Source organism: Pseudomonas sp. MB-090624 (genome assembly GCF_003205245.1).
Classification (GTDB): domain Bacteria; phylum Pseudomonadota; class Gammaproteobacteria; order Pseudomonadales; family Pseudomonadaceae; genus Aquipseudomonas; species Aquipseudomonas juntendi.
Genome location: NZ_QJRK01000029.1, coordinates 52103 through 69961, shown reverse-complemented (window position 1 = coordinate 69961; position 17859 = coordinate 52103). Strand labels below are relative to the sequence as shown.

15 protein-coding genes are annotated in these 17859 nt (G+C 65.0%); 10 read left to right on the top strand and 5 right to left on the bottom strand.

All coding sequences use genetic code 11. From position 1 onward, the window contains the following. Nucleotides 1–194 precede the first annotated feature (194 nt). Nucleotides 195–1301, top strand: a complete 1107-nt coding sequence (locus DMX12_RS17075) for an NADH:flavin oxidoreductase/NADH oxidase (protein WP_110678874.1) — start codon at nt 195–197, stop codon at nt 1299–1301. A 193-nt stretch (nt 1302–1494) separates the two neighbouring features. Here the strand turns inward: DMX12_RS17075 and DMX12_RS17065 are convergent, their stop codons facing one another. From DMX12_RS17065 to ydcS, 5 genes are all read right to left on the bottom strand, one after another. Then, nucleotides 1495–2919 carry a gamma-aminobutyraldehyde dehydrogenase gene (locus DMX12_RS17065; protein WP_110678872.1) on the bottom strand — a complete coding sequence of 475 codons (1425 nt, stop codon included), beginning with the start codon at nt 2917–2919 and terminating at the stop codon, nt 1495–1497. A 17-nt stretch (nt 2920–2936) separates the two neighbouring features. Then, entirely contained in the window at nt 2937–3743 is an 807-nt protein-coding gene (locus DMX12_RS17060; protein ID WP_110678870.1) for an ABC transporter permease, read from the bottom strand. Continuing rightward, complete coding sequence (locus DMX12_RS17055) at nt 3733–4644, bottom strand: ABC transporter permease (protein ID WP_110678868.1); 912 nt, start codon at nt 4642–4644, stop codon at nt 3733–3735. Before DMX12_RS17055 ends, DMX12_RS17060 begins: the two co-directional genes overlap by 11 nt. Next, a complete protein-coding gene (locus DMX12_RS17050) occupies nt 4641–5678 on the bottom strand; it encodes an ABC transporter ATP-binding protein (RefSeq protein ID WP_054881187.1) in 1038 nt (345 codons plus the stop codon). Before DMX12_RS17050 ends, DMX12_RS17055 begins: the two co-directional genes overlap by 4 nt. 150 nt (nt 5679–5828) lie before the next feature. Continuing rightward, entirely contained in the window at nt 5829–6980 is a 1152-nt protein-coding gene (gene ydcS, locus DMX12_RS17045) for a putative ABC transporter substrate-binding protein YdcS (RefSeq protein ID WP_009683462.1), read from the bottom strand. Nucleotides 6981–7137: 157 nt separating this feature from the next. On the opposite strand from ydcS, the gene DMX12_RS17040 reads away from it, so the two are divergent. From DMX12_RS17040 to prfB, 9 genes are all read left to right on the top strand, one after another. Next, on the top strand, nt 7138–7821 hold the full coding sequence (locus tag DMX12_RS17040; RefSeq protein ID WP_054890355.1) for a tellurite resistance TerB family protein: 684 nt from the start codon (nt 7138–7140) through the stop codon (nt 7819–7821). Between the two features lie 272 nt (nt 7822–8093). Continuing rightward, entirely contained in the window at nt 8094–9716 is a 1623-nt protein-coding gene (locus tag DMX12_RS17035) for a methyl-accepting chemotaxis protein (RefSeq protein ID WP_110678866.1), read from the top strand. 5 nt (nt 9717–9721) lie between these two features. Then, nucleotides 9722–10228, top strand: a complete 507-nt coding sequence (locus DMX12_RS17030; RefSeq protein WP_009683465.1) for a chemotaxis protein CheW — start codon at nt 9722–9724, stop codon at nt 10226–10228. Further along, nucleotides 10225–11499 (top strand): protein-glutamate O-methyltransferase CheR, encoded by a 1275-nt coding sequence (locus DMX12_RS17025; protein WP_110678864.1) that lies wholly within the window; start codon nt 10225–10227, stop codon nt 11497–11499. The genes DMX12_RS17030 and DMX12_RS17025 overlap by 4 nt, the downstream gene beginning before the upstream one ends. After that, nucleotides 11496–12161 carry a chemotaxis protein CheW gene (locus DMX12_RS17020; RefSeq protein WP_054890352.1) on the top strand — a complete coding sequence of 222 codons (666 nt, stop codon included), beginning with the start codon at nt 11496–11498 and terminating at the stop codon, nt 12159–12161. Before DMX12_RS17025 ends, DMX12_RS17020 begins: the two co-directional genes overlap by 4 nt. Further along, nucleotides 12158–14488 carry a hybrid sensor histidine kinase/response regulator gene (locus DMX12_RS17015; protein WP_110678862.1) on the top strand — a complete coding sequence of 777 codons (2331 nt, stop codon included), beginning with the start codon at nt 12158–12160 and terminating at the stop codon, nt 14486–14488. The genes DMX12_RS17020 and DMX12_RS17015 overlap by 4 nt, the downstream gene beginning before the upstream one ends. Continuing rightward, nucleotides 14485–15498 (top strand): chemotaxis response regulator protein-glutamate methylesterase, encoded by a 1014-nt coding sequence (locus DMX12_RS17010; RefSeq protein ID WP_110678860.1) that lies wholly within the window; start codon nt 14485–14487, stop codon nt 15496–15498. The genes DMX12_RS17015 and DMX12_RS17010 overlap by 4 nt, the downstream gene beginning before the upstream one ends. 51 nt (nt 15499–15549) lie before the next feature. Then, on the top strand, nt 15550–16554 hold the full coding sequence (gene wspR / locus DMX12_RS17005) for a Wsp signal transduction system regulator diguanylate cyclase WspR (RefSeq protein ID WP_054890349.1): 1005 nt from the start codon (nt 15550–15552) through the stop codon (nt 16552–16554). A 128-nt stretch (nt 16555–16682) separates the two neighbouring features. Next, a protein-coding gene (gene prfB, locus DMX12_RS17000; protein ID WP_110678858.1) for a peptide chain release factor 2 occupies nt 16683–17778 on the top strand; the annotation gives its coding sequence in 2 pieces (ribosomal slippage) (nt 16683–16754 and nt 16756–17778; 1095 coding nt in all). Nucleotides 17779–17859 lie beyond the last annotated feature (81 nt).

Below are 17859 nucleotides of genomic sequence, written 5' to 3'. Positions count from 1 at the left end.
CTCCTACAAGGCCCATGTGCCAATGAAGGCGGCAGCGGCCGGCCACAGGCGTCTGTAAACAACTTGCCCAAAATCCCATGGAACCTTCCCCCCAGGCATTCTGGTCTAGTCTGAAGTATGACCGGACCCAGGCCAGGGACGTGCTATTGAGTGTCCGGGCCGGATCACCATTGGAGTTCTTGGGAGGTGCCCTCATGAGCCTGCTGCTCGAGCCTTACACCCTGCGTCAACTGACGTTGCCCAACCGCATCGCCGTTTCGCCGATGTGCCAGTATTCTGCAGCCGATGGCCTGGCCAACGACTGGCACCTCGTCCACCTGGGCAGCCGCGCGGTGGGTGGCGCGGGCCTGGTGATCACCGAGGCCGTGGCGGTTACCGCCGATGGCCGCATCACCGCCGAAGACCTTGGGTTGTGGGCGGACGCACAGATCGCCCCGTTGCAACGCATCACCCGCTTCATCACCGCCCAAGGCGCCGTGCCCGGCATCCAGCTGGCGCACGCCGGGCGCAAGGCCAGTACCTACCGCCCCTGGCTGGGCAAGCACGGTAGCGTCAAAACCGAGGAGGGTGGCTGGCAGCCGGTCGGGCCCTCGAAGATTGCCTTCGACCCGCAACATACAACGCCACGCGAGCTGACCTTGGGCGACATCCAGGAGGTGGTCGGTGCCTTCGTTGCCTCGGCCGAGCGCGCGTTGCAGGCCGGCTTCAAAGTGCTCGAGGTTCACGCCGCCCATGGCTACCTGCTGCACCAGTTCCTGTCACCGCTGAGCAACCAGCGGCGTGACGAATACGGCAGTTGCTTCGAAAACCGCATCCGCCTGACCCTGCAGGTGGTGGAAGCGGTGCGCAAGGTATGGCCTGCCGAATTGCCCCTGTTCGTGCGGGTATCGGCAACCGATTGGGTGGAAGACGGCTGGAACCCGGATGAAACCGTCGAACTGGCCCGGCGCCTGCGTAACCTGGGCGTCGATTTGATCGACGTGTCCTCTGGCGGCACTTCGGTCAACGCCGAAATACCCACCGGCCCCGGCTACCAGACCCGTTTCGCCGAGCGCGTGCGCAAAGAGTCTGAAATTGCCACCGGCACCGTGGGCATGATCACCGAACCTGCGCAGGCCGAGCATATCCTGCGTACCGGCCAGGCCGACCTCATCTTCCTTGCCCGCGAACTGCTGCGCGACCCTTACTGGCCGCTGCATGCCGACGACGACCTGGGCGGTAACAAGGCCACCTGGCCGGCGCAGTACCAGCGCGCTACCAGCCGGGCCAACCCGATTCATGAGTCGGATCTGCGCGACTGATTCTGAAGGCGCGGCCTTGTGGGAGCGGGCGTGCCCGCGAACACCGGCGCAGCCGGTGCCAGACACCGCGTCGCCTGCTTCGCGGGCAAGCCCGCTCCCACAATGAATCGCGCAGGCTTTTCAGATTTTGGGAAAGACAGTTGCTCCTACCTTGAACGCGGTTGAGCGGACCCAGCGTGACCGAGCAAGATAATCAATGCTTGATCATCACATGCCGCACACAGGTGTAGTCCTCCACCCCATATATCGACATGTCCTTGCCATACCCCGAGTGTTTCTGCCCGCCGTGGGGCATTTCACTGACCAGCATGAAATGGGTGTTCACCCAGGTGCAGCCATATTGCAGGCGTGCGGCCAGGCGGTGGGCGCGGCCGGTGTCGCGGGTCCAGACCGAGGAGGCCAGGCCGTAGTTGGAGTCGTTGGCCCATTCCAGCGCCTGCGCTTCGTCGCTGAAACGGGTTACCGACACCACCGGGCCGAACACTTCGTTGCGCACGATCTCATCATCCTGCAGGGCGTCGGCCAGCACCGTCGGCTCGAAAAAGTACCCATCGCCCTCGATTGCCTTGCCACCGGTCACCAGGCGAATGTGCGGCTGGGCGATGGCGCGCTGTACCAGGCCGGCGACCTTGTCGCGGTGCTGGGCGCTGATCAGCGGCCCCAGCTCGGTGCCCTCGGCTTCCTGCAGGCCGGGCTTGATGCTGGCTACCGCTTCCCCCAGGCGCTCGACGAAGCGCTCATAGATACCGGCCTGCACATACAGGCGGCAAGCCGCCGTGCAGTCCTGGCCGGCGTTGTAGAAACCGAAGGTGCGAATACCCTCGATCGCGGCATCGATGTCGGCATCATCGAACACCAGGACTGGCGCCTTGCCGCCCAGCTCCATGTGCATGCGCTTCACGCTGTCGGCGGTGGCGCTGATGATATGGGCGCCGGTGGGGATCGAGCCTGTCAGCGACACCATGCGGACCTTGGGGTGCGTAACCAGTGGGTTGCCGACCGTCTGGCCACGGCCAAACAGAATGTTGAGCACCCCGGCCGGCAGCAGGTCCTTGGCCAGTTCCCCCAGGCGCAAGGCGGTCAACGGGGTCAGCTCGGAGGGTTTGATCACCACCGTGTTGCCGGCCGCCAGGGCCGGGGCGATCTTCCAGGCCAGCATCATCAGCGGGTAGTTCCACGGTGCAATCGAGGCCACCACGCCCAAGGGGTCGCGACGGATCATCGACGTGTGGCCCGGCAGGTATTCACCTGCCGCCGAGCCGCCCAGGCAGCGCGCCGCACCGGCGAAAAAACGAAACACGTCGGCAATCGCCGGAATTTCGTCGTTGCGCGCGGCACTCAAGGGTTTGCCGCAGTTCTGCGATTCCAGCCGAGCCAGTTCATCGCCATGCGCCTCAATGGTGTCTGCCAGGTTCAACAACGCCTGGGCGCGGTCCTTGGGGCTGGTTTGCGACCAACTGTCGAACGCATGGTCAGCGGCACGCACGGCGCTGTCCACCTGGGCTTCGCTGGCTTCGTTGATCTGCGCCAGGGCGGTGCCCAGCGCCGGGTCGAGCACGGTCCAGGTCGGGCCTTGGCCGGCGACCAGTTGGCCATTGATCAGCATCTGCGTTTGCATCGGGTACTCCTCCAGGGTCATTTGCCAATGCCCGCAACGCTGTCGCCGCCACGGGTCAGGTAATAGGCGCCAAGGATCGGCAGCATGGTCACCAACATCACCAGCATGGCTACCACATTGGTCACCGGCACGTCGCGCGGCCGGCTGAGCTGGTTGAGCAGCCAGATCGGCAGGGTGCGTTCGTGGCCCGCGGTGAAGGTCGTGACAATGATCTCATCGAACGACAGGGCAAAGGCCAGCATACCGCCGGCCAGCAGTGCCGAGCCGAGGTTGGGCAGGATGATGTAGCGAAAGGTCTGCCAGCCATCGGCACCCAGGTCCATGGAGGCCTCGATCAGGCTGTGCGAGGTGCGCCGCAGGCGGGCGATCACATTGTTGTAGACGATCACCACGCAGAATGTGGCATGGCCGACCACGACGGTGAACACCCCGGGTTCCACGCCCAAGGTCTTGAACTCCGAGAGCAGGGCGATGCCGGTGATGATGCCGGGCAGGGCGATGGGCAGGATCAGCATCAGCGATATGGCCTCTTTGCCGAAAAAGCTGCGCCGGTACAGTGCGGCCGATGCCAGTGTGCCGAGCACCAGGGCGATCAGGGTCGCCAGGCAGGCGACCTGCAACGACAGCTTGATCGCGTCCAGCACATCGGTGCGGGCGAAGGCCACGGCAAACCACTTCAGGGTAAACCCCGTGGGCGGGAAGCTGAATGCTGCGTCTTCGGTGTTGAAGGCGTACAGGAAGATGATCAGGATCGGGAAATGCAGGAACAACAGCCCGCCCCAGGCCGCCAGGCGCAACCCTACAGAGGCTTGTTCAGAGTGCATCGAAGGCCCCCAGGCGCTTGACGATCGACAGGTACAGCGCAATCAGCACGATCGGCACCAAGGTAAATGCCGCCGCCATCGGCATGTTGCCAATCGCTCCTTGCTGGGCATAGACCATGCTGCCGATGAAGTAGCCGGGTGGGCCCACCAGCTGCGGCACGATGAAGTCGCCAAGGGTAAGCGAGAAGGTGAAGATCGAGCCGGCGCCGATACCGGGGATCGACAGCGGCAGTATCACCTGCATGAAGGTTTGCCCGGGGCGTGCGCCAAGGTCTGCCGAGGCCTGCAACAGCGACGGCGGCAAGCGCTCCAGCGAGGCCTGGATCGGCAGGATCATGAACGGTAGCCAGATGTACACGAACACCATGAAGCGCCCCAGGTGCGAGGTCGACAGCGTGCTGCCGCCCACGCCTGGCACCGTCAGCACGGCTTGCAGCAGCGCATCCAGGTGCAGCTGGTGGACGAACCACTGGGCCACCCCTCCCTTGGCCAGCAGCAGGGTCCAGGCGTAGGTCTTGACGATGTAGCTGGCCCACATGGGCATCATCACGGCGATATAGAAAAATGCCTTGGTCTTGCCGTGGGTGTAGCGCGCCATGTAGTAGGCGATGGGAAACGCCAGTACCGCGCTGGCCAGTGACACCGCCACCGCCATGCACAGGGTACGCAGGATGATGTCGAAGTTCGACGGGTTGAACAGCGCGGCGAAGTTGCCCAGGGTCAGGTCCGGGGTGACCGCCATGGTGAAGTCGTCGAAGGTGTAGAAACCCTGCCACAACAGGTTCAGCAACGAGCCCAGGTAGATGGCGCCGAACCAGGTCAGTGGCGGGATCAGCAGCAGGGCCAGGTACAGGTTGGGGCGCCGGTACAACACATCGGCCAGGCCTCGGAGCGCGCTCATGGCAATGGCCCAGCGCTTTCCTGCAGCACGGTCATCGCTTCGCGCGGCCAGTGCGCCTGCACCCGCTGCCCGGGCTGCCAGGCCTGGGGCTGTGCCTGCCAGCGGTCGTTGGCCTGGGTTACCGCCAACAGTTGGCCATTGTCCAGTTGCAACTCGTAACGAGTGGCGCTGCCCTGGTACTGCACATCGCGCAGCAGGCCGCTGACCTGGACCTCGTGGCTGGTGACCACCGGGTCGCCCAGGCGGATGTGCTCAGGGCGGATGGAAAACGGCGCCGGGTGGCCGTTGAGCGCCCTCGCCAATTCGCCACGCATCACGTTGGACGTGCCGACAAATTCGGCGACGAAGGTGGTGGCGGGTTTCATGTAAAGATTGCGCGGGGTGTCGACCTGTTCGATGCGGCCGCGGTTGAACACCGCGACCCGGTCCGACATCGACAGTGCCTCGGTCTGGTCATGGGTGACGAAGATGAAGGTGATGCCTAGCTGGCGTTGCAGCTTTTTCAGCTCGCCCTGCATCTGTTCGCGCAGCTTGAGGTCCAACGCGCCCAGCGGCTCGTCCAGCAGCAGCACGCGGGGCCGGTTGACCAGTGCCCGCGCCAGGGCCACACGCTGGCGCTGGCCACCCGAAAGCTGCGCCGGCTTGCGCGCGCCGTAGCCGGCCAAGGCGACCATGGCCAGGGCTTGCTCGGCACGGCTGTGGCGTTCGGCCTTGGCCACGCCTTTCACTTTCAAGCCATAGGCGATGTTGTCGAGCACGTTCATGTGCGGGAACAACGCGTAGTCCTGGAACACGGTATTGACGTCACGCTGGTAGGGCGGCACGCCGGCAGCTTCCAGGCCGTGGATACGGATCGAGCCGCTGCTTGGCTGCTCGAAGCCGGCGATCAGGCGCAGGCAGGTGGTCTTGCCGGAGCCGGACGGGCCGAGCATGGAGAAGAACTCCCCATCGCTGATGTCGATGCTGACCTGGTCTACGGCCTTGACCTCGCCGAAGCTACGGGAAACCTGAGTGAACTGGACGGCTAGGGGCATGCGTGGGCTCCGGGCATCAGTGTTTCTCCTGTGCCGGCCTCTTCGCGGGCGCGCCCGCTCCCACAGGTATTGCACAGCCCTCGAGGCCGGTGCCCTACCTGTGGGAGCGGGCATGCCCGCGAAGAGGCCGGCACAGGAATTCAGGCAACCTCAGCGCCCACCCATGATCGCAATGTAATCTTGAGTCCAGCGGCTATACGGCACGAACTTGCCACCCTGGGCCTGCGGGGTTTTCCAGAAGGCGATCTTGTCGAAGTTGTCGAAGCCGTTGGTCTTGCAACCCTCGGCGCCGAGCAACTCGCTGCCACTGCAGGCTGCCGGCACCGCCGGCAACGAGCCGAACCAGGCGGCCACGTCACCCTGGACCTTCGGCTGCAGCGACCAGTCCATCCATTGGTAGGCGCAGTTGGGGTGCTTGGCATCGGTGTGCAGCATGGTGGTATCGGCCCAGCCGGTAGCGCCCTCCTTGGGGATGGTCGACGCCACGGGCTGGTGCTCGGCCTTCAGGCCATTGACCATGTAGCCCCACGAACTGGAGGCGACCACGCCTTCGTTCTTCACGTCGCTCATCTGCACTGTGGCGTCGTGCCAGTAGCGGTGGATCAGCGGTTGCTGTTGGCGCAGCAGTTCGAGCACCGCCTGGTATTGCGTCTCGGTCAGTTCATACGGGTCCTGGATGCCCAGTTCGGGCTTGGCCGACTTCAGGTACAGCGCCGCGTCCGCGATGTAGATCGGCCCGTCATACGCCTGTACGCGGCCTTTGTTCGGCTTGCCATCGGGCAGGTCCTGCGGCACGAACACCACGCCCCAGCTGGTCGGTGCCTGCTTGAACGTGTTGGTGTTGTACAGCAGCACGTTCGGCCCCCACTGGTACGGGGTGCCATAAACCTGTTTGTCGACCACATACCAGCCACCGTTCTGCAGGCGCGGGTCGATGTTTTTCCAGTTGGGGATCAAGGCGGTGTTGATCGGTTGCACCCGTTTGCCGGCGATCAGCCGTAACGAGGCATCGCCCGAGGCGGTAACCAGGTCGTAGCCCCCCTTGGCCATCAGGCTGACCATTTCGTCCGAGGTGGCAGCGGTTTTCACGCTGACCTTGCAGCCGGTTTGCTGTTCGAAGCCGGTCACCCAGTCATACGCCTTGTCGCTTTCACCGCGCTCGATGTAGCCGGGCCAGGCGACGATGTCCAGGCGCCCTTCGCCAGGCCCCAGGGCCTTGGGCGGTTCGGCGGCCAGCAGGCCGGTACTGGCCAGCACGGCACAGGTGGTGGCGCCGAGCAATGCGGTCTTGTGCACGGGCATGGGTGTTCCCTCTTGTTGGAGATTGTGGTCGCGGCAGTGGTCGAGTCTAGTTGGCTTTTTGCCAGTCAATGCAACATCCAGAAGCAAATCCGCGCATGGTCCTTTACCGGGCAGGCCTTACTCTGGCGGATGACTTCCCATGCCTGGAGACTTGCACATGAACACCCGTGGCTTGCTGGACCAACTGCTCAAATCTGGCCAGGAGTTGCTGAACAAATCCTCTGCTTCCGGCAAACCCGGCGCTGGCGCCAGCGGGCTGGGCGGCCTGTTGTCCGGGGCCGGTGGTGGCTTGCTGGGCGGTGGCGCACTGGGCGTGCTGCTGGGCAACAAGAAGGCGCGCAAATATGGGGGCAAGGCCCTGACCTATGGTGGCCTCGCGGCCCTCGGGGTGCTGGCCTACAAGGCCTACGGCAACTGGCAGGCGCGCCAGCAGGTGGCTGCCAGCGAGCCGCAGACGGTCGACCGCTTGCCGCCGGCCCAGGTCGAGCAGCACAGCCAGGCGGTGTTGCGGGCGCTGGTGGCTGCGGCCAAGTCCGACGGCCATATCGACGAACGCGAACGGGCGCTGATCGAAGGTGAGTTCACCCGCCTGGACAGCGACCGCGAGTTGCAGCATTGGCTGCACGCCGAACTGAACAAGCCGCTGGACCCGGCTGAAGTCGCCCGCGCCGCACAGACGCCCGAGATGGCTGCCGAGATGTACCTGGCCAGCATGATGATGGTCGACCAGGAAAACTTCATGGAGCGCGCCTACCTCGATGAGCTGGCCCGCCAGTTGCGTCTGGACCCGGGTTTGCGCCAGGAGTTGGAGAGCCAGGTGCGGTTAGCCGCAGGCCAGTAAGCGACGCGGTCCTTGTGGGAGCGGCCTTGTGTCGCGAAAGGGCTGCGCAGCAGCCCCAAAGATTTTAGCTTCGCCGCATGAAATGCCGGGGCCGCTGCGCGGCCCTTTCGCGACACAAGGCCGCTCCCACAAACGAAGCGACTTTTCCATGATGGGCTCCGTCCATTAGCGGGGATGCCAGGTTACCCCACATTTCACCCGCAAAAGCGTAAGGCCTCTAGGCTATACTTCGGCGATTTTCCCCGCTCGTTGTGAATTCCTGAGGGCTGAATGTGAAGAACTGGACGTTGCGCCAACGGATCCTGGCAAGTTTCGCCGTGATCATCGCCATCATGCTGCTGATGATCGTGGCCGCCTACTCGCGGTTGGCCGCCATCGAAACCGCCGAAGCCGCCGTAGGTACAGACAGCATTCCCGGGGTCTACTACAGCTCGATGATCCGCAGCGCCTGGGTCGACAGCTACGTCACCAGCCAACAGTTGGTCGGGCTGTCCAACCACCGGGAAATCACCTCGGCCGACATGGAACTGTTCAAGAGTTTCGAAGACCGGCTGAAGCAATTCATGGCCAGTTACCAGAGCACCATTCAGGGCCATGACGACCAGGCCCGCTTCGACAGCTTCGTGCAGCTTGAAGAAAACTACATGAAGATTGTCGGCCAGGTGCTGGATGCCTACCGTCAGCGCAACTACGCCGAAGCCCAGCGCCTGATCAACGACGTACTCACGCCCGCCTGGGTCGACGGTCGCAAGCACCTGAACGATGTCATCGAGAACAACCGCGCCTCCGCTGATGCCGCCACCCGCGATATCGTCAGTGCCGTGACCACCGCCAAGGGCAGCATGATCGTCTCGCTGTTGCTGGCCATTGTCGCAGCCGGGGTGTGCGGGCTGTTGCTGATGCGCGCCATCACCGCGCCCATGCAGCGTATCGTCCAAGCCCTCGACAAGCTGCGTTCGGGTGACCTGAGCGTGCGCCTGAGCCTGGAACGCAAGGATGAGTTCGGCGCCATCGAGAGCGGCTTCAACGAAATGGCCGAAGCGCTGGCGAACCTGGTGGCCCAGGCGCAGCGCTCGTCGGTGCAGGTCACCACGTCGGTTACCGAGATCGCCGCCACGTCCAAGCAGCAGCAGGCCACTGCCACCGAAACCGCAGCCACCACCACGGAAATCGGCGCCACCTCGCGGGAAATTGCCGCCACTTCGCGTGACCTGGTGCGCACCATGACTGAAGTCACTTCGGCCGCCGACCAGGCCTCCAGCCTGGCCGGCTCCGGCCAGCAGGGCCTGGCCCGCATGGAAGAGACCATGCACCAGGTGATGGGCGCCGCCGACCTGGTCAACGCCAAGCTGGGCATCCTCAACGAGAAAGCCAGCAACATTACCCAGATGGTGGTGACGATCGTCAAGGTGGCCGACCAGACCAACCTGTTGTCGCTCAACGCCGCCATCGAGGCGGAAAAGGCTGGTGAGTATGGCCGTGGCTTTGCCGTGGTGGCCACCGAGGTGCGGCGCCTGGCCGACCAGACCGCCGTGGCCACTTACGATATCGAGCAGATGGTGCGCGAGATCCAGTCGGCGGTGTCGGCCGGGGTCATGGGCATGGACAAGTTTTCCGAAGAAGTGCGCCGGGGCATGTTCGAAGTGCAGCAGGTCGGCGAGCAACTGAGCCAGATCATTCACCAGGTACAGGCCTTGGCACCGCGCGTGCTGATGGTCAACGAAGGCATGCAGGCCCAGGCCACCGGTGCCGAGCAGATCAACCAGGCGTTGGCCCAGCTCAGTGATGCCAGCACCCAGACCGTCGAGTCGCTGCGCCAGGCCAGCTTTGCCATCGATGAGCTTAGCCAGGTGGCCGCAGGCTTGCGTGGCGGCGTGTCGCGTTTCAAAGTCTGACCGCGATGACCGACACGCAAGCGCCGGCCGCACAGCCGGGCAACGCCAAGGGGGCGCTGTACCTGCAGTTCCGTATCAGGGAACAACGCTTTGCCCTGAGCGTGCACGAGGTGATCGAAGTGCTGCCACTTCGGCCACTCAAGCCGATTGCCCGGGCGCCAGCCTGGGTGGCGGGTATTCTGGCCCACCGTGGCCTGCTCATACCCGTCATCGACCTGGCCGCGCTCAGCTTCGGCCAGCCGGCGGCGCAGCGCACCAGCACCCGGCTGGTACTGGTGCACTACCGGGCTGGGCTGCAGCTGGGGCTGGTGCTGGAGCAGGCAACCGAGACCCTGCGCTGCCAGCCCGATGAGTTCCAGCCCTATGGTGTAGACACGGGCGAAGCCCCTTACCTGGGGCCGGTGCGTCAGGATGCCCTTGGCATGCTGCAGCGCATCGAAGTCAATGACCTGCTGCCCGACGCCGTGCACGCATTGCTGTACACGCAGGGCCCGACCGGGGGGCCGACATGACCGAACAGCGTTTTTTCCGTTTCTTGCGTGAGCGTATTGGCCTGGATGTGGAGTCTGTCGGCACGCCGATGGTCGAGCGTGCACTGCGCCAGCGCAGCGTAGCGGTGGGCGCTGCCGATCTGGACGACTACTGGCTGCGCCTGCAGCAGTCCGGTGAAGAGCAACAGGCACTGATCGAAGCGGTGATCGTGCCAGAGACCTGGTTCTTCCGGTACCCCGAGTCCTTCACCGCGCTGGCGGCCCTGGCGCACAAGCGCCGTGCCGAACTGGACGGCGCGCGGCCGCTGCGGTTGCTCAGCCTGCCGTGCTCGACGGGCGAGGAGCCCTATTCGCTGGCCATGGCGTTGTTTGATGCCGGTATGGCGCCGGGGGCGTTTCTGGTCGATGGCATGGACATCAGCCCCAGCTCGGTGGCCAAGGCCGGGCAGGCCGTGTATGGCCGCAATGCCTTTCGCGGCAGCGAGCTGGGTTTTCGCGAGCGTTACTTCGATGTGGTCGACGAAGGCCACCGCCTGCACGAGCGGGTACGCCAGCAAGTCAGCCTGCAGGTAGGCAATGTGCTCGACCCGCTGCTGGCCAGCCGCGATGGCCTGTATGACTTCGTGTTCTGTCGCAACCTGCTGATCTACTTCGACGTGCCGACCCAGCAACGCGTCTTCGAAGTGCTCAAGCGCCTGCTGCACCCACAGGGGGTGCTGTTCATCGGTCCGGCCGAGGGCAGCCTGTTGGCGCGTCTGGGCATGCGCCCGCTGGGGATCGCCCAGTCGTTTGCCTACGTACGAGACCCAGGCAGCAGCACGCCTGCGCCGGCGGCAGCGGCAGCACCTGCCAGGCGCAGTTGGCCGGGGCCCGGACCTGCCGGGTATTCGCAGCCGGCCTTGCCGGTGCCGCGGCCGCAGCGTGCGCTGCCGGTGGTGGCCCGGCCAGCGCCGGCCCGCGAGGCTGCGGGTGAGGGCCCCAGCGAACTGCTGGCCGGCATCGCCCGGCTGGCCAATGCCGGCGCCAGCGCACAGGCTCGCCACGAATGCCAGCGCTACCTGGGCCAATACCCGCCGTCGGCGCAGGTGTATTACTGGCTGGGGCTGCTCAGCGATACAGAGGGCGACGCACAGCAAGCGCTGACCCACTACCGCAAAGCGCTGTATCTGGAGCCACAACACCCCGAGGCGTTGCTGCACCTGGCGGCCCTGCTTGCGGCCCAGGGTGACCTGGCCGGGGCCAGGCGCCTGCAGGAGCGGGCGGCGCGGGCTGGGCGGGAGTCTGAACGGTGAACGGTGAATCCGCGATGCAACTGCTGGCCGATGACGATGCGCTCATCGACGACTGCTGGAACCGCATTGGTGTACATGGCAACAAGCAATGCCCGCTACTGGAGCGGCACGTGCATTGCCGCAACTGCGAAGTCTACGCCGCTGCGGCTACCCGCCTGCTTGACCGCTATGCATTGGCGCAGGAGCACTCGGCGGCCGAGCGTGAGCCGCTGCAAGAGCACACCGGTCGCTCCATGTTGCTGTTCCGTCTGGGTGAAGAATGGCTGGCGCTGGCGACCGCCTGCCTGGCCGAAATCGCCCCGTTGCAGGCCGTGCATTCGTTGCCGCACCAGCGCTCGCGGGTGTTGCAGGGGGTCGCCAATGTGCGTGGGGCGCTGGTGCCATGCCTGTCATTGGCCGACTTGCTGGGGGTTCAGGCGGGTGCTGCCGAGCAGCGCAGCGGCCGGGCGATGCCACGCATGCTGATCCTGGCCAGCGAGGGCGGCCCGGTGGTGGTGGCGGTCGAGGAAATCGACGGCATCCACCGGCTCGACCCGCTGTTGCTGGGCAGTGGCCAGGACGCCACCCGCTATACCGCGGCGGTGCTGCAATGGCGCGGGCGCAGCGTGCGGGTACTGGACGATCAACACTTACTGGCTGCCGTGCAGCGGAGCTTGTCATGACCCCAGAGCAAATGCGCGACGCCTCGTTGCTCGAACTGTTCAGCCTGGAGGCCGAAGCGCAGACCCAGGTGCTCAGCGCCGGCCTGATGGCACTCGAGCGCAACCCTACCCAGGCTGACCAGCTCGAGGCGTGCATGCGCGCGGCCCACTCGCTCAAGGGCGCCGCCCGTATCGTTGGCGTGGACGCGGGCGTCAGCGTCGCGCATGTCATGGAGGATTGCCTGGTAGCCGCCCAGGAGGGGCGCCTGCGGTTGAATGCCGAGCATATCGATGCGCTGTTGCAGGGGACCGACTTGCTGATGCGCATTGCCACACCGGGCGACAGTGCGGCGCAGGCGACCCTGCCGGTGTTTCTTGCGCAGATGGCCAGCCTGCTCGACCCGGGCGGCGCCGGCGTGCCGCCGCTGCCCGTGGCGGCAGGGGCCGTATCGCCGTCGTCGCCGTCGGTCAGCCCGCCGCCGGCACCGTTGGTGCTGCCCAGTGAGCTGTCAGAGCCCGACGCCGAGCCTGAGCCCGAGCGCGAGCCCGAGCCCGAGCCAGCGCTGCGGCGCAAGGTGGGCAAGCGCGTCGGCGATGCAGGCGAACGGGTGTTACGGGTCACTGCCGACCGCCTGAACAGCCTGCTCGACCTGTCCAGCAAGTCGTTGGTGGAAACCCAGCGCCTGAAGCCTTACCTGGCCACCCTGCAGCGCCTCAAACGCATGCACGGCCAAGGGATGCAGGCGCTCGACGGCGTGCGCATGCAGCTGGAAGACAGCGGCCACAACAGTGAAGTGCTCGAAGCCTTGGCGCAAACCCAGCGCCTGCTGGTCGAGACCCAGCAGATCCTGCAACAGCAGGCCGCCGACCTCGATGAGTTCGGCTGGCAGGCCAGTCAGCGTGCGCAGTTGCTGTACGACACGGCCCTGGCCTGCCGCATGCGGCCATTCGCCGATGTGCTGGCCGGGCAGAGTCGCATGGTCCGAGACCTCGGCCGCTCGCTGGGCAAGCCGGTACGGCTGGTGGTGGAGGGCGAAAAAACCCAGGTCGACCGTGATGTGCTGGAAAAGCTTGAAGCGCCATTGACCCACCTGTTGCGCAATGCCGTGGACCACGGCATCGAACTTCCGGAACGGCGCCTGCTGGCGGGCAAGCCAGCGGAAGGGCTGGTGCGCCTGCGTGCCTCGCACCAGGCTGGCATGCTCAGCCTGGAGCTGATCGACGATGGCGCCGGTATCGACCTGGAGCGCCTGCGCGGCAGTATCGTCGAGCGCGCCCTGTCGCCGGCCGACACCGTGGCGCGCATGAGCGAAGCGGAACTGCTGACATTCCTGTTCCTGCCCGGCTTCAGCCTGCGCGACAAGGTGACCGAAGTGTCCGGGCGCGGCGTGGGGCTGGATGCGGTGCAACACATGATTCGCGAACTGCGCGGCTCGATCGAGCTGAGCCAGCAGCCAGGGCAGGGCTGCCGCTTCCATCTGCAGGTGCCGTTGACCCTGTCCGTGGTGCGTAGCCTGGTCGTCGAGGTCGGTGGCGAGGCTTACGCTTTTCCGCTGGCGCATATCGAGCGCACCCTGGACGTCACCGCCGAGCAGATCGTGCAGATCGAAGGCCGCCAGCACTTCTGGCACGAGGGCCGGCACATCGGCCTGGTGGCGGCCAGCCAGTTGCTCAACCGCCCGCTGGGGCAAAGCGACGGCAGCAGCCTGCGGGTCGTGGTGATCCGTGAGCGCGAGCAACTGTACGGTGTGGCCGTGGAGCGCCTGGTAGGCGAACGCGTGCTGGTGGTGATGCCGCTCGACCCACGGCTGGGCAAGGTGCAGGACATTTCTTCGGGGGCCTTGCTCGATGATGGTTCAGTGGTGCTGATCGTCGATGTCGAAGACCTGCTGCGCTCGGTGGATAAACTGCTGAGCACCGGCAGCCTGGAGCGTATCGAACGCGGCAGCGGCGGCACCCGTGGGGTGGCGCACAAACGCATCCTGGTGGTCGACGACTCACTGACCGTGCGCGAGCTGCAGCGCAAGCTGCTCAGCCACCGTGGCTACGACGTGGCGGTAGCGGTAGACGGCATGGACGGCTGGAACGCCTTGCGCAGTGAAGACTTCGATTTGCTGATCACCGATATCGACATGCCCCGCATGGACGGTATCGAACTGGTCACCCTGGTGCGGCGCGACCAGCGCCTGCAAGGCTTGCCAGTGATGGTGGTGTCCTACAAAGACCGTGAGGAAGACCGGCGGCGTGGCCTGGACGCCGGCGCCGACTACTATTTGGCAAAGGCCAGTTTCCACGACGACGCGTTGCTGGATGCTGTGGTGGAACTGATCGGGGGGGCTCAGGGATGAAGATCGCCATCGTCAATGACATGCCCATGGCGGTCGAGGCCCTACGCCGCGCAGTCGCCCTTGAGCCCGCGCACGAGCTGGTGTGGGTGGCCAGCAATGGCGCCGAGGCAGTGCAGCGTTGTACCGAGCAGCTTCCGGACCTGATCCTCATGGACCTGATCATGCCGGTGATGGACGGCGTGGAGGCGACCCGGCGGATCATGGCCGAAACCCCATGTGCCATCGTCGTCGTCACGGTCGACCGCAAGCAGAACGTGCACCGGGTGTTCGAGGCCATGGGCCATGGCGCGCTCGATGTGGTGGACACCCCAGCGCTGGGCGCGGGTGATCCCCGCGAAGCGGCGGCCCCGCTGCTGCGCAAGATCCTCAATATCGGCTGGCTGATTGGCCAGCAGCGTGCACCGGTTGCGCGCCCGGTTGAGCTGCCGCTGCGCGAAGCTTCACAGCGTCGCGGCCTGGTGGCGATTGGTTCGTCGGCCGGTGGCCCGGCAGCCCTGGAAGTGTTGCTCAAAGGCTTGCCGCCGGCGTTTCCGGCGGCCATCGTGCTGGTCCAGCATGTGGACCAGGTATTTGCCGCAGGCATGGCCGAGTGGCTCGGCAATGCCGCCAACCGGCAGGTGCGGCTGGCCCGTGAAGGCGAGCCGCCGCAGCCGGGCGTGGTGCTGCTAGCCGGCACCAATCACCATATCCGCCTGCTAAAGAACGGCCAACTGGCCTACACTCCCGAGCCTGTGAACGAAATCTACCGGCCCTCGATCAATGTGTTTTTCGAGAGCGTGGCCCAATACTGGCACGGCGATGCGGTGGGGGTATTGCTCACCGGCATGGGCCGCGACGGTGCCCAAGGCCTGAAGCTGATGCGTCAGCAGGGTTTCCTGACCATTGCCCAGGACCAGGCCAGCAGCGCGGTGTACGGCATGCCCAAGGCCGCCGCAGCCATTGATGCTGCCGTGGAAATTCGCCCGCTGGACCGCATCGCCGGGCGCTTGACGGAAATTTTTGGAAAATGACGACACGTATTGAATCACGCCGCCACGCCGGTAGTGATCGGGTGACCATGTATGGATGATTTACCGATCGAAGGTTTCGCGACCACCAACGAAAACTCGGCGATGGTACTGCTGGTCGACGATCAGGCCATGATCGGCGAGGCCGTGCGGCGAGGGTTGGCCAACCAGGACAACATCGACTTCCACTTCTGTGCCGACCCCCACCAGGCGGTGGCCCAGGCCATGCGCATCAAGCCCACGGTCATCCTTCAGGACCTGATCATGCCGGGCCTGGACGGCTTGACCCTGGTGCGTGAGTACCGCAACAACCCGGTGACCCAGGACATTCCGATCATCGTGCTCTCCACCAAGGAAGACCCTCTGGTCAAGAGCGCGGCGTTCGCGGCCGGGGCCAATGATTACCTGGTCAAGCTGCCGGACACCATCGAACTGGTGGCGCGTATTCGCTACCACTCGCGCTCCTACCTGACCCTGCTGCAGCGCGACGAGGCCTACCGCGCCCTGCGCGTCAGCCAGCAGCAGTTGCTGGATTCCAACCTGATGCTGCAGCGGCTGATGAACTCCGATGGCCTGACCGGGCTGTCCAACCGCCGGCACTTCGACGAATACCTGGAACTGGAGTGGCGCCGGGCCATGCGCGAGCAGCAACAACTGTCGCTGCTGATGATCGACGTGGACTACTTCAAGGCCTTCAACGACAGCTTCGGCCACCTGGCCGGTGACGAGGCGCTGCGCCAGGTGGCCGAGTCGATCCGCGGCTCGTGCTCGCGGCCCAGTGACCTGCCCGCGCGTTACGGCGGCGAGGAATTCGCCCTGGTGCTGCCCAACACCTCGCCTGGCGGGGCACGGCTGGTGGCCGAAAAGCTGCGCCAGACCGTGCATGGCCTGGGGATCCCGCACACTGCACCGGCGGCTGATGCGTTCCTGACCGTGAGCATCGGCCTGGCCACCCAGACCCCGAGTATCGGCAGCCATTGCCGGCAACTGATCTCGGCGGCCGACAAGGGCCTGTACCTGGCCAAGAATGGCGGGCGCAACCAGGTCGGCATTGCCTGACGCGCCGATAACAGCACCGGCCCTCGTGGTAGCTCATGTGCAGGCTACCGCCCGGCGGGTCTGCCGCCCTGCGGCGGACTCGGTTATACTCGCAGGCTTTTCACCGAATTCGTGCGAGTAGCCAGCCCATGGAAATCCAACCGATCCTGAACACCATCAAGGACCTCACCGAGCGTTCCCAGTCAATTCGGGGGTATCTTTGACTACGATCACAAGCATGACCGCCTGATCGAAGTCAACCGCGAGCTGGAAGACCCCAACGTCTGGAACAAGCCCGAGTACGCGCAGGCCCTGGGCCGCGAGCGTGCCATGCTGGCACAGGTGGTCGAGACCCTGGACAAGCTGTCCAACGGCCTGGGCGACTGCCAGGACTTGCTCGACATGGCTGTCGAGGAAAATGACGAAGGCGCCGTCGGCGACGTCGTGACCGAGCTGGAAGGCCTGGAAGAAAACCTGGCTCAGCTTGAGTTCCGTCGCATGTTCAGCGGCGAAATGGACATGAACAACGCCTACCTGGATATCCAGGCCGGCTCTGGCGGTACCGAGGCGCAGGACTGGGCCAACATCCTGCTGCGCATGTACCTGCGCTGGGCCGACAAGCGTGGTTTCGACGCCACCATCATCGAACTGTCCGAAGGTGAAGTAGCCGGTATCAAGGGCGCCACCGTGCACATCAAGGGCGAGTACGCCTTTGGCTGGCTGCGCACCGAAATCGGCGTGCACCGCCTGGTGCGCAAGAGCCCGTTCGACTCCGGCGCCCGTCGCCACACCTCGTTCTCGGCGGTGTTCGTTTCGCCAGAAATCGACGACAAGGTCGAAATCGAGATCAACCCGTCCGACCTGCGCATCGACACCTACCGTTCCTCCGGTGCCGGTGGCCAGCACGTCAACACCACCGACTCGGCCGTACGTATCACCCACGTACCGACCAACACCGTGGTGGCGTGCCAGAACGAACGTTCGCAGCACGCCAACAAGGACACCGCCATGAAAATGCTGCGGGCCAAGTTGTACGAGCTGGAAATGCAAAAGCGCAACGCCGCCTCGCAGGCGTTGGAAGACAGCAAGTCGGACATCGGCTGGGGCCACCAGATCCGCTCCTACGTGCTGGATGACTCGCGTATCAAGGACCTGCGTACCGGCGTGGAACGCAGCGACTGCCAGAAGGTGCTGGACGGCGACCTCGACCAGTACCTGGAAGCAAGCCTGAAGCAGGGCCTGTAAGCCGTACTCCACCGCCGCGCCATCGGCCAACCGCCGCTGGCGCGTGCCCTGCCCGAAAAGGGCAACGAATACCTGATGGAA